The sequence below is a fragment of the Robbsia andropogonis genome, assembly GCF_034047095.1.
Lineage (GTDB): Bacteria > Pseudomonadota > Gammaproteobacteria > Burkholderiales > Burkholderiaceae > Robbsia > Robbsia andropogonis.
This window is the reverse complement of sequence record NZ_CP139170.1, coordinates 2,481,151-2,494,019: the sequence shown is the minus strand read 5'-3', so window position 1 is coordinate 2,494,019 and position 12,869 is coordinate 2,481,151. Positions and strand designations below refer to the sequence as shown.

The following is a 12,869-nucleotide window of genomic DNA, read 5'->3' as shown; positions in this document are numbered from 1 at the left end:
TATTGCGAGCGCGCGCGTTAGAACGAAATCGGGTACGGGCTGAACTCTCCGCTCTCATATCGCTGCGGTAGGTCCGGGGTGGCGTTTTCCCATACGAGCAACATCGATCGCTTCGTTGAATATCCCTGATGTCGGATGTCGGCCGGCATTGCGCAGATATCGCCGGCGCGCATCGTGATACGCGCGCGCGGCGCCCCGGTGTTCTTGTCTCCAATATCCCAGACGATTTCGTCGGATAACTGCAGGAACCATTCGACCCGGTCGTTGCCGTGGAATACCGGAAGAATGAATTCTTCGGTCGTGGGGCAGAAAAGGCTGCGGCCACAGACCGACGTGACGGACGGATTCCAGGTCACATCGGAGCGTGACAGATATTTGAATAGATTGAACGCATGCAATTCCCCCTCGAAGCCGGGCTCGACATGGACTTCCGGCTCGTCCTGCGTCACATCGCGGAATGCCCGGTTGACAGGGAGGTCATCCCGCAAAGGAGAATCGCCCTCGAGGCCGGGCATTCTGCGCGTGGCGATGCGAGTGCGTTCGATTGCCGCGGTGTTGTCGCCATGCTTTCGACCAAAAGCGGTGCCCGTTTCTTGTGGCGCGGCAAACGGGTCGAAGCCCTCGTTGGTCCAGTCATGCAGGATGGCTTTGAACGTCGCCATGATGGTGGGTGTTTCGAACGTCTCGATGTAATCGACGCCGGCGTCCTTCATGATGCCGTTGAACGTGCCGGCATACACATCGACCTTGCCGTAGTGGTTTCGCGTGCCGAAGACATGGTCGAAATTGACCCATCCATAGAAGAACCCCCACGCGACATCCCGCATCATCGCGCGTAGAAAGGCATCCGCCGGAACGGAATGGGTACGGATCTGACCTTTTGCCGGCCAGTTGATTTTCACAAAATATTCATCGCGCTGGAATTCGAACGCACCTAACGTAAACTGTCGATAACCGGTGATCGCGTCAGGATCGGTTGCGCGCACGGTGTCCGCGGCGAAACCGATGAATGAGTCGTTTGTCTCGAGGGTAGCCATAGCGTGGTCTCCTGAAAGTGTGCGAGGGAGTAATGTCAATGCAGGCAGACGTCCGCCCATTTCTCGACCGATAGTTCGCCCAGAACGGTCTGCACAAGTGCGACACCGGGCTTCTGCGCCGTGAAACGATAGGCGCAACCGGCGGGCAGCATGGCTTGATGTCCCTTGCCCAAAATGACATGTCCCATGCGGCGACCTGCGGGCTCCTCCCCCGCGTGAACGGTTCCCTGTCCGGTTATGGGCGGCGTGTCGAGCTTGATGAACTCGATTCGCACCTCCCCGTCCATCACGATCGTGAATTCGTCGTGCGCGCAGGCAAACCACGCCGAACGCCCCTCTGTGCGGAGCACTTCGATGACATATTCAAGGTTCTTGCCAACCACGACTTTTTCGTAGGGGGACGACTGCGACGCCACCTCGAAGATGTTGGAGAAGGCGTAATCGCGAGCGCTGCCACTCGTGATTTCGACACTTCCCTTGCGGTAATTGTCCAACGAGCCAAAGACGGTGCGGAATGCCGAATCGTTCACTGTTGTCTCCTATTTTTATCGAAGCATCGTTAGCGTCAACTGTAGGAGCAGGCGGGCACGGTAACAACCTGCGTGATGGCGACTACGGCATTTGTGTTTCGCGAATAATCGTCGTGCCGTGCTCAGCAGACCCAGCCGCGCGCAATCAACGGTACATCCCAGGAAGGTTCAGGACCGAGGTATTCCGCGAGGAACTCGACCAATGCCTTGACCTTCAAGGATTGCCGCTGTGTAGAGGGGTAGACGGCGGCGCAGCTCAAGGATGAAAGGCGATACTCGGTCAATACCGGGACGAGCGAGCCATCGAGCAGCGAAGCGCTCGCCACCAGCGTCGGCAGGCACACGACGCCACTGCCGGTACGGGCATAGTCGCTCAGCAGATGGACCGAATTGGATCGAATCATGCCGGGCAGTTCCATTTCCACGACCTCTTCACCGCGCGTGAGCGTCCATCGGTTGCGTGAGGGATATCCCGAATAGAGCGCCGTGGTGTGCTGTAGCAGGTCGCGTGGATGTTGTGGCGCACCATGTGCTGCGATATAGGCCGGCGCGGCGCAAAACAGGCGACGGACGGTGAACAAGCGCCGCTCGATGAGCGAATCCGAAATCGCGGGGAATATCTGAAAGGCGATATCGAATCCTTCTTCCACCGGATCGACAACGCGATCGTTGACGATGACGTCGAGCTGAATTCCGGGATAACGCCGATTGAACTCCGCCATCGGAATGCCGAAATGGCCCAGTGCGAGCCCGGGCAGCATTTGAATGCGAAGTCGGCCGGTAGGCGTTGCACGAAGCTCGCGCATTTGATCGGTCAGCTCGTTTACGCGACTCACTACCTCGGCGCACTCGCGGTAAAACGCTTCACCTACCTCGGACAAACGGACATGGCGCGTGCTTCGATGAAACAGGGGTGCGTTGACGAACTTCTCCAGTTGCTGAATCCGTTTTGTCACCACGGAACTGGTCACGCCCAACTGTCTGGCTGCCTCAGCGAAGCTTGTCGCTTCGGTCACGCGCACAAATGCCTCGATGCTCAGAAAGCGGTCCATACCGGTCCTTTCGTCGTTCGCAAAAGTGTCAGTGTATATGGACCAAGGATCAACTGTATGTCGCGGGACGACATTTTGACGTCATCGCAACTGGCGTTGTGTCCTCGTTCGCCGGCGCTCCAAAGACACACACCGGCGAACGGTTTTCGGAAGCTGGTGAAGATTGCCGCCGTGGCTTATTTTCGCGGTTCCCCTGCAGCTAGTTCGGCGCGTGCCGGTTGACGGCGTTGCAGCACCACAGGGGCGGTTTCCCTTAGCAGCATGCTGGTGAAGATACCGAGGAGTACGGCGATCATCGGTAGCCAGAGAATATTTTGAATGCCGAAATGTGCCGCAACATAGCCGCCCAGGGAAGGTGCAATGCCGCCGCCGAAGACTTCGCCCACGCCGACCACGGCGCCGATGGCCGTTGATATGCGCCCCAGGGGCGCCGCCTCCGTGGCGACCGGCCCCGAAAGCAAGGACACCAGGCCCAGTGTGAAAAACGACGCGACGAACAAGACACCAAATAGCGGCAGCGGTTCCGGTCCCAGTCCACGGAAGACGTAAAGCATCACCGCCGTACCGGCGAAGCCGGCAATGCTTGCCAGGCGACGTCCGACGATGTCGGATAACCCAGGCAAACCGAATTGCCCCAGGAACCCGCCGAAGCCGATCGCGGAGACGACCAGTCCCATCCGTTGCGTGTCGAGCAACAGATAGCCCGTGAGATACAGGGGCAGCAGGGCGCTAAGGACAAAGACACCGGTCATCGCGCAGCAGAGGGCGCACATTGCAACAAGAATGTTCCTGCTTTTCAGCACGTCGACGACGGATGTAGCGGGCTGTTCGATGGCGACCGTCTTCTTTTCGAACGGCTCCCGAATGACACGGAACATGATCAGACCGAGCACCAGCCCAGGTAGCGCGACGAGTGCGAATACCCATCGCCATGTGACGAAATTGAGTAGCTGCGTGGCGATGATGGGCGCGAGGGCCAGGCCAAATAGCGCGAACCCACTTTGCTGGAGACCGAGATTCAAGCCTCTTCGGCGGGGATGTGATGCATCCGCGGTGGCTGCGAAGCTCGTGGGGCAGAAAGAGCCTTCCGCGACGCCCATCAGGCTGCGAATGGCTATCATGCTGAACAAGCCGCTGGCGAGCCCGGAAAGGCCGGAGAGCAGCGAGAACGCAAGGATTGCAGGGATGAGGACCTTGCGGCGCCCGATCTTGTCCGAAAGGCCGCCCATCAACGCCGCGAAGACGCCCCAGGAAAGCCCGAGCACGCCGATGCAGTTGCCGACGTCCTGGGCATTCAGGTGGAGGTCTTTCATGATGGCTGGAAAAAGCGGTGCAATCAGCCAGCGATCCAGCCCCACGAGGCCGAAACCGAGTGCCAGCAGCGTGACCGCTTTCCATTCGTAGGCGGTATCCCACTGTGTTGTATTCATTTCTGTCTCCGTTCATATTGACACCGCCTATGCGTGGAGGAGCGTTCGCATAGGTCAGATGCCGTTTTTTTAGATGAAGACCGTGCCTCCATGGGTGGTCTACAGTCGCTCGGATCTGCGATATCCATGCGAAGCGATGTCGCTAAGATAGGTGCAACGAGTACGATTCGGGTATCGCGGAACGAGCGAATGCATCATTCGCGAAAGACGAATAATCGATGATGGTGTGCGCTATCAGGCAACGGGCAATGCCGTACACTTCTGACGGATTCGCGCCATGAGATAGCGTTGCGCCCATTTTCTTCCGTGCGGCGCAATACCGACGACGAAATGCGGGCAGCCTGTTGCAGGGCGTGATGGCGGAGCAGGTTCGATCGACATTTACCTCATGGCGAAACGGGCACGCTCCGAAACGCCGGGCTTATACGCTGGGGCGCGGGACAATCGCTATTGCCGCGTGGCAATCAATGGGCAATCGCAAGCGCGACCAGAAAGCGTGACACCATATTGTAGGCGGCAATGGTCGCCACCAGCTCGACCACTTCTTGTGCATTGAATCGCGCGCTGACGCGCGCCATTACTGCGTCCGACACGTCCACGTCTCGTGTCATCCTGTCTGTCAGTTCGACGACGAGGCGTTGAATTTCGGAGAATGGTTCCGGGTCGATTTCCTGCAGGTTTCGAACTGCTTCGATGGCGTTCGCGGAAATGCCGGCGTTGAGCGCGTGCGGTATATGTGCCTCGAACTCGTAGTTCGCGCGATTCAGCACGGCAACTCTCAAGATGGCAAGTTCCCGCAAATCGGCCGGGATGGTGCTCCGGTTCCGGACGGCGGAAAGCATGTGTTCCCAGCCGCCGGCAATCGCAGGGCTATTGAGCAGCACCTGGTAGAGCAAGGAGATTTTGCCGCCGCGTTCCTTTTTGATCGTCTCTTCCAGATCGGCTATTTCCGGGTTTGTGCCCGGTGTGACAATGGGCACGCGAATCTGCGTCATGTTGCACCTGTGGTTGGATTTGTCGATTGGGGCGGCGGCGCGCCGGCCCTTCCCGTAGATGTCTGGATAGATCGCGTGCTTCTTATGCTTCATTCGTACCTTCCGGGAAACACGATGCGTGTTCCCGGGATGAGGCAATTTCAATCTGCCGGACGCTGTTTTTCATCGTTTCTATCAAAAAAGTCTTGTCGGTAATCGCGAAGCGCGAGCGGGTCGTCACGAGGATCAGGGCCGCCGGCTCGATTGATGTCCCTGACTGAAGCGGGACGGCGGCACCGGCGGCTTCGGGATCGAGTTCTCCGACCGAGATAACATGCCCGTCACGTTGAATCTGCAGCATATGCGAGCGGAACGCTTTCCACGTCGCCCCGAGACCGGCTTGCGCGATTTCCGATGCGTGGCTTTCATACAGCCGCTTGTGCCTGGCGGCCGAGAGCGCGGCAAGGATCACTTTCGAGCCACCGCCCCGAAAAAGGGGCATCGGGCGTCCACGTCCGAATGCAACCTGACCCGATTGCGCTCCAGGTTCCTGATGAACGGCGAGAATTCGTACCCCGTAGATACTGGCTAGCAATATGTCGCAGCCGGTGTCTTTCGCTAACCGGCTCATCACAGGTTGGCAGGCAATCAAAAGTCTGTCGCTTTGACGGATGTAATAGTCCATCTCTATAATTCGCGGTCCGAGCGAGTAGCCGCTTTCCGAGCGTCTGAGAAGACCTGAGTCGCACAGCTCCTTGAGATAGCGATATCCAGTGGGCCTCGACAAGCCGGTTTCAGCGATCAGTTCGTCGGGCGACCAGATGGATTTGTCGATCGAGAAAAAATCGAGAATCGACAGCATCTTCTTAAGGCTGGACATTGCGGGCGTCAGACGGAGGTTAGGACGGCAACATGTTACTGAGCGGATCTTCGGCACGCAAGCAAAGCGCTGCGCTCGCTGGCCCTGTCGTGGCTGCCTGCGAATCCGGGGATGCAATCAGCCGAGGATAGGCGATGTCACCGCGTCCCGGCTTCGCTTGGCGCATATTTCCCGGTCAATTGTGGAGAAAGCGGATTCAGGCCGCGCGTCTGCCTTTCCAGGCGTGTTTCGTCTGCCCAGGTACGGTGCAGGTCATCCTTTACGCGGACGGACAGCGTGCCCAAGCCCTCGACGGAAAGGTCCAGAACATCTCCGTCCTGAATGGGGCCCAGGCCGCGATGGTTCGTTCCGGTCGCGATAATGTCTCCGGGTTCGAGTGGATGAATATGGCTTAACCATTCGATGCTTTTTGCAATTCCATGAGCCATGTCATTGGTATTGAAGCGCTGTCTGGGCTTGCCATTCAGATCCATCGCGATATGCAGATTCTGCGGATCGGCAATCTCATCCGCGGTGACGATCCAGGGACCCAGTGGCGCGAACGTGTTCCGTGACTTCATTTGGAAGAATGTGTTCCGGTCCGGCTTGACGCCGCGGGCGGAGCCATCGATAAAGTTGACGTATCCAAAAACATAGTTGCGCCAGTCCGATGCCGCGACCTTATCCGCACGTCGACCAATGATCAGCGCGATCTCGGCTTCAGCTTCGAACACCGTCGCTGGCATATCCGGGAGGACCATTGTGTCTCCGGGTCCGATCACGCAGGATGGTGCCTTGTGGAACGCGTTGATCAGGGGCGGCTCCGCCAGGGTGCCGTCCTCCATGTAATTGACCGCCATGCAGACGATATTGCCCGGTTTGGGTAATGGCGCTCGCAGTCGAACGTCCGAGAGCTTGATGCGCTCGCCCTGACTTTCCGCTTTTTTTAACGCAGCCTTGTACTCATCGAACGCTTCTATGAGATGAACCATGGCGTCGTTGGGGTTGGCGAACGGAAATCCGGTGATTCGTGACGAAATATCCACGATCGAATCGTCGACGATCAGGCCGAGTCGGTATGAATCGAAGAATGCGAGTTTCATTATGAAAGTCTCCAGGTGTTTGAGGCATAAGGCATCGGCAAAGCGCGGCGGGAGCGTTGGTCGTTGAGCCGCATCTCGCTTTTCTGACGCACGTACGAACCGATGCCTCCCGTGCCGTTACCGCACAAAGGGAACAGACGATTCCTTCAATATTTTTACTAAATCTACCACTGTGAGATTTGATCGTCAAAAAGAAGTAGATGCATGTCATCGTTCCTGATGGGCGAATTTGGCCACAAAAATCACATTTTATCTAGATAAAAGATCATTTCGGAAGCAACTTTCTTTGCTATCATTATTTTCACGTATTCTCGTAATATAAGATTTTGTTGATATTTGTCTCGACCGCATGCTAAGTTCCGGTTGAACGCGCCAGGCACTTTTGCGTCGGCGCAAGCAGTGGGCGAGGGCGCTGCGCCGCTGGTCCACGCTGACGGGATGCCCACCCCAGTCGAGGAACGTTTTTGATGACCCTGATCGACACGATTGCGCAGCGGATTGCGAGCGGCCCCTCCAGTGACGCAATGGCATCCGCCGCGCCAACCCTTTCGATCCATGTCCTGGATACAGTCGGCGCCTGGATCGCCGGACGTGCAACGCGTGAGGGGCGGCATCTCTACGGGCTGCGCGAGGGGAGCGTTGCCATCCGTAAGCTGTTCGATTCATCGTTCCTCGACAACGTGAGCTTGCTTACCGCCACGACGAGGCTGACCGAGGTAGACGACATCCATATGGGGTCTTGCACGACGCCAGGCGCCCTTGTCGTCATGACGGCCTTGGCGGCCGACGCGGCGTCGGGATCGCTTTATCCGGATTGCTTCACAGAGGTTCTTCACGTCGGTTATGAGGTGATGACCTGCCTCGGTGAAGCGGTCTCCGGATCGGAAATATTGCACCAGGGAGTATGGCCGAGTCTGCTGCTTGCGCCGATCACGACGGCGGCGATCATGTCGAAGCACCTGAATCTTGATGCCGAGCGCACGGCTAACGCGCTGTCGATTGCGCTGACATCGTCGAATGGACGGCCAGGTGGCAATGCAAGTGCCGGTGTGACCTCGACGCAGGGAACCTCTGCAAGGTGGTTGCTTTTCGGGATGGCCGCGCGAATGGGTTGTCTCGCGGCAATGAGTGCCGCAGCGGGTTTCACAGGCGATCGGGCCTTACTTGAAAATGATCGGGCGTCTCCCATGCGAGGCCTGCCGATTTCCCACGAGCGTATCGAGGCGATGTGGGGGCGACATCCCGCCGTCACCGAGACGAGCATCAAGCCTTACTGTGCGGCGAAGCACAATATGGCCGCGATCCATGGGTTCAGGCAACTGCTTGATCGCGGTATCGCACACGAGTCACTGACTAAAATCCGGGTGCGACTGCCTCCTTCGCACGCGAACATGGTGGCGCATTACAACGTAGAGACGAGCAGACTTTCCCGTATCACGAGCTGCGGATACAACCTTGCACTGATGGGGGTGAGCCCGGATGACCTGCTAGACATAGAGCGTGCGGAGCCGTTTGGAAGTGGGGCGATGGCGCGACTTGCAGGCAAAATCGAAGTCGTCGCGGATGCCCGGTTGGCCGCGACGTCGCACGCTTATCCGGCGGCCATCGATCTCTTTGTCGGCGACGAGACGATTGCGTCCGAGACCATTTTCCACGCATGGGGTGATCCGGAAGTGCCGTTCCGGATCAACGACGTGAAACGAAAGTTTCATCGGTTGACGCGAGACGTGCTTGCGCCAAGCGAGGCTTTGGAGATCGAGCGCCTATGTCTCGATGTTCCACGTCATCCGTCCGCTCGCGCCACCTTGCTGAAGCATCTGGCGGGCATCGACCGGCGCCAATCGACGCAGGGCGGGTCGGAAGTGCGTCACCTTCAACGCTAGCAAAACATGCTTTTCATCGGCGCAAAGATATAAAGGTCAATCTCAACATCATCATGAGCCATTATTCAGATGTCGTCATAGCCGGATTCGGACCTACCGGGGCCACGCTGGCCAATCTGCTGTCGCGTTTCGGCCTTTCCGTTACCGTGATCGAATCGGCCCGCGAGATATTTCCGTTGCCGCGGGCAACCCATTTCGACGGAGAAGTGATGCGGGTCTTTCAGTCGATCGGATTGGCTGAACGGATCCTCCCTTTCACGCATGTGAATCCCGGTATGACCTTCATCAATCTGGATCATGAAGTCATGTTGCGTTGGCCCAGGCCCGGCACCGTCGGTCCGAATAACTGGCATCCGAGCTATCGCTTTCACCAACCTGCGTTGGAAGCGGTATTGCGAAAGGGACTCGATCGCTTCCCGGACACCAAGGTCAGGACGGGCTGTGAACTTGTCGCCGTGCAGCAGTCGGATGACAGCGTGCAGGCGCGATTTGTTTCGCGAGACACCGGGCTTACGGAAATCGTCGAGGGACAATACCTGATTGGTTGCGATGGCGGCCGTTCGACCGTGAGAGGCATGGTCGACGTACCGCTTGAGGATCTGGGAAGCCACGAACAGTGGCTCGTCGTCGACCTGATCATGAAGCGAGACGTCGAAGGGCTTACCGACGGGACCGTTCAGTTTTGCGATCCTGGTCGTCCCACGACCTACATGCGCTGCGTCGGCCAACGCCGCCGCTGGGAGTTCATGGTCCTGCCTGGCGACGATGTGTCGGCGCTTGCGTCGCCGGAAAGCGTTTGGCGATTGTTATCCCCCTGGCTTACCCCCGCCGATGCCGACATCGAACGTGCCGTGACGTACGTTTTTCACGGGGTCATCGCACATCCTTGGCGTAAATCGAGAGTCTTGTTGGCCGGCGATGCCGCCCACCAGATGCCGCCGTTTCTTGGACAGGGATTGTGCGCGGGTGTGCGCGATGCCGCCAATCTCGCCTGGAAGCTGAAATGGGTCATCGCGGGGCGGGCTTCCGCCGACCTGCTGGACAGCTATGAAGCGGAGCGGTCGCCGCATGTTCGCGCCACGATCGAGCACGCAATCGAAGTGGGGGAAATCATCCAGGCGATTGATCCGGAGCAGGCACGGCAAAGGGATTTCAAGCTGAGCCAAGGCCCGCGGCAAATGACGTCACTCGCGCCCAGACTTGGGTCGGGTCTTCATCGCGGAGAGGATCGTCCTGCCGGACTGATTTTTCCGCAACCGATACTGGCATCGGGCGTGCCTCTGGACGACGCGGTCGGCGCAAACTTCGCGGTCCTCGGAGATCGCGAGGTGATCGCTTCCGTCTCGGCGGCCACGAAAGCGCTGTGGGATATCAATCAGGTGGTGTGCCTGCCGGACGAGGCGAAAAAGGAATGCGATGAATTGCACGCGCGGGTGGTGATCGTCCGCCCGGATAGATATATTCTCGCCGTTGCCAACAGCGCCGACGAACTGGATCATGTGTCGACCTATCTGCCTGCATCGAGACCGAAAACCCAATAGCCGGGTTGAACCCATCACACCGCAATAGCGGGAGCTCAATCCACGAGGAGACGACACATGAGTGCCAACACCTTATCTCATAAAACACAGCAAAACTCCGGCGCTGGCCGGCCGCAAAAAATCGGCATGCTGCTACCGTCCAGCAACCCGATGGCTGAGCCGGAAATTCAACGCATGCTGCCGCCCGGTGTAAATGTATTGACGACCAGGTTGAAACTCGCCGGCTCGACAGCGGAGGCGCTGATGGGTATGACGGAGAAAATCGAGGAGGCTTCCAATCTACTTGCCGATGCGGCGGTTGATCTGGTTGTTTTCAACTGCACGGCTGTCTCGACATTTGATCCGAGCATGGGGGAAAAGATTTCCGGTCGAATTGCCGATGCGTGCGGCATTCCGGCAACGACGACATCGGAAGCGCTATTGGCTGCTTTCGAGGCACTCGGCACCAGACGCATCGTACTGATCACGCCGTATATCGACGAGGTGAATCTGCGCGAGGTCGCCTTTCTTGAGCACCATGGCTATAAAGTGTTGAGTCAAGTCGGATTGGGCTTGCTCGAGGGGACGGGCATGGCCGCGGTACCTCCCGAAAAGTGGGTCGATCTCGCACGAAGCCATCGAGACGATTCGACGGACATTTACTTTCTGAGCTGTACGGCAATCAACGTTGCATCGGTGATCGAGACGTTGGAGTCCGAATTGGGACGACCGGTGGTCACGAGCAATCAGGCCATGTTATGGCATTGTCTGCGTCGTCTCGGTCGTAACGAACCTATCCATGGACTGGGAAAACTATTCGAGATGGCATGACAGTCTGGCGTCTGCCTGAATCGACACCACCGCCGCGTTGATTTGCTCGTTGCCCTTGCCAAGCACGGTGGCTTGCATAGTGACCACGGGGGCGGCGCGCCCATTCCACAAATAACAACGATGAAAGCGACCCCCTCCCCACGCGCGCCGTCCAGAACCCGTTCCGAAGATCGCAGCATCCTGGCGGCGACCATCGTTGGTACATCGATCGAATGGTATGACTATCTAATTTATGCGCAGTCAGCCGCTTTGATTTTTGGGCCGTTGTTTTTCTCGCCGGCTTTGCGCGCGGATCCTGGTATCGGGCAACTCCTGTCCCTTGGCACGATTGGCATTGCCTTCCTGTTTCGTCCATTAGGCGCGATAATCTGCGGCTATCTCGGAGACCGGTTTGGTCGCCGAGCGATGCTGGTGGTCACCCTTGTACTGATCGGAAGCGCGACCGGCCTGATCGGGTTATTGCCGACCTATGCCGAAATTGGAATCTGGGCGCCCCTTGCATTGATCCTGCTGAGGACTTTGCAGGGATTCTCGGCGGGCGGTGAATGGGGCGGGGCGGCATTACTTGCGGTTGAGCATGCGCCGCCAACGAGAAGAGCGTCGTTTGGCACCTATCCGCAGTCCGGTGTGCCGATTGGATTGCTCTTGGCTACTGGGGCAATGTTATGTGTGTCGTCATGGTTTGACGCGAAGCAAATGCTCGAATACGGTTGGCGGCTGCCGTTCCTTTTTTCGATCGTGCTCACGCTGTCCGGCTGGCTGATCAGACGTCGCGTGGAAGAGTCTCCCGTATTTCAAGAACTGCAAAGCCGTCGAGTTGCCTCGAAGACCCCGCTACGGGAGCTGCTCCGCTCGCACGGCCGCACGATCGTCGTCGCGGCGCTCCTGTGCGTTGGGAACAGCGCGGCCGGATACCTTTTTCTTGCCTACACGATCAGCTATGGTCAGCTGGTTCAGCATTTACCATCAAACGGATTGTTGCGCTGTTCGATCCTGGCATGTGTCGCCTGGCTGATCAGCACGTTTTTTTCAGGCTGGTTGGGCGATCGCATCGGCGCCGCTCGTACACTGCTGCTTGGCTACGTGATGTTGGCGCTATGGGCAGTGCCGATGTGGCTGCTGATCGACACCGGAAACATCACCTTATTCATGCTGGCACTGCTTGTTCTTGCCATTCCGCTTGGACTTTCCTATGGCCCTCAAGCCGCGGTTCTGTCGGCGTTATTTCCCGCAAGCGTCAGATACTCGGGCGTCTCGATAAGTTACGCGCTCGGATCGATTCTCGGAGGCGCCTTTGCGCCGGCGATCGCCCAGACGATCATGGCCCGGACGCATCAATCTTATTGCATTGGAATCTATATTGCGATGACCGCGCTGATTTCCGCGGCGGCGGTCGCTGTCTCAAGCAATCTGACGCGTCGAAATGCAGCGCTGGCCGATGCCATCGCCCGAACCCAAAGCGTGCGCAGCCATTAAGTCGTTTTCCCTTTCCCTCGTACTGTAAAGCACGTCGTGGCATATGATGGCATGGCGGTCACTATTGCGTGACGGGTGCCATGTTTTCCTCGCGTCTGTCGCGTGTTCCGGAAAAGCCCCGTTTCTGATCGGCGGATGCCGGTGTTCGCATTGACCCGGTACGATGGGCCGGAA

11 protein-coding genes are annotated in these 12,869 nt (G+C 58.0%); 4 read left to right on the top strand and 7 right to left on the bottom strand.

Going from position 1 to position 12,869, the window contains the following annotated elements:
• Window positions 1-17: 17 nt before the first annotated feature.
• From SJQ66_RS24380 to SJQ66_RS24350, 7 genes are all read right to left on the bottom strand, one after another.
• Window positions 18-1,037: a hydroxyquinol 1,2-dioxygenase gene (locus SJQ66_RS24380; protein WP_320534647.1), complete on the bottom strand. Its 1,020-nt coding sequence runs from the start codon at window positions 1,035-1,037 to the stop codon at window positions 18-20.
• Window positions 1,038-1,072: 35 nt separating this feature from the next.
• On the bottom strand, window positions 1,073-1,567 hold the full coding sequence (locus SJQ66_RS24375) for a cupin domain-containing protein (RefSeq protein WP_320534646.1): 495 nt from the start codon (window positions 1,565-1,567) through the stop codon (window positions 1,073-1,075).
• A gap of 122 nt (window positions 1,568-1,689) precedes the next feature.
• Complete coding sequence (locus tag SJQ66_RS24370; protein ID WP_024901300.1) at window positions 1,690-2,619, bottom strand: LysR family transcriptional regulator; 930 nt, start codon at window positions 2,617-2,619, stop codon at window positions 1,690-1,692.
• Between the two features lie 176 nt (window positions 2,620-2,795).
• On the bottom strand, window positions 2,796-4,049 hold the full coding sequence (locus SJQ66_RS24365) for an MFS transporter (RefSeq protein WP_024901299.1): 1,254 nt from the start codon (window positions 4,047-4,049) through the stop codon (window positions 2,796-2,798).
• A 464-nt stretch (window positions 4,050-4,513) separates the two neighbouring features.
• Window positions 4,514-5,044, bottom strand: coding sequence for a carboxymuconolactone decarboxylase family protein (locus tag SJQ66_RS24360; RefSeq protein ID WP_186303489.1), 531 nt, complete (start codon window positions 5,042-5,044; stop codon window positions 4,514-4,516).
• A gap of 82 nt (window positions 5,045-5,126) precedes the next feature.
• Window positions 5,127-5,885 (bottom strand): IclR family transcriptional regulator, encoded by a 759-nt coding sequence (locus SJQ66_RS24355; RefSeq protein WP_051504080.1) that lies wholly within the window; start codon window positions 5,883-5,885, stop codon window positions 5,127-5,129.
• A 155-nt stretch (window positions 5,886-6,040) separates the two neighbouring features.
• Window positions 6,041-6,985, bottom strand: coding sequence for a fumarylacetoacetate hydrolase family protein (locus SJQ66_RS24350; RefSeq protein ID WP_024901296.1), 945 nt, complete (start codon window positions 6,983-6,985; stop codon window positions 6,041-6,043).
• Window positions 6,986-7,452: 467 nt separating this feature from the next.
• On the opposite strand from SJQ66_RS24350, the gene SJQ66_RS24345 reads away from it, so the two are divergent.
• From SJQ66_RS24345 to SJQ66_RS24330, 4 genes are all read left to right on the top strand, one after another.
• Window positions 7,453-8,868 (top strand): MmgE/PrpD family protein, encoded by a 1,416-nt coding sequence (locus tag SJQ66_RS24345; protein WP_320534645.1) that lies wholly within the window; start codon window positions 7,453-7,455, stop codon window positions 8,866-8,868.
• Window positions 8,869-8,921: 53 nt separating this feature from the next.
• Window positions 8,922-10,409, top strand: a complete 1,488-nt coding sequence (mhpA, locus tag SJQ66_RS24340) for a bifunctional 3-(3-hydroxy-phenyl)propionate/3-hydroxycinnamic acid hydroxylase MhpA (RefSeq protein WP_253465344.1) — start codon at window positions 8,922-8,924, stop codon at window positions 10,407-10,409.
• 57 nt (window positions 10,410-10,466) lie between these two features.
• Window positions 10,467-11,219, top strand: a complete 753-nt coding sequence (locus SJQ66_RS24335; protein WP_253465341.1) for a maleate cis-trans isomerase family protein — start codon at window positions 10,467-10,469, stop codon at window positions 11,217-11,219.
• Window positions 11,220-11,339: 120 nt separating this feature from the next.
• Window positions 11,340-12,695 (top strand): MFS transporter, encoded by a 1,356-nt coding sequence (locus tag SJQ66_RS24330; RefSeq protein ID WP_253465338.1) that lies wholly within the window; start codon window positions 11,340-11,342, stop codon window positions 12,693-12,695.
• The last annotated feature ends 174 nt before the right edge of the window (window positions 12,696-12,869 follow it).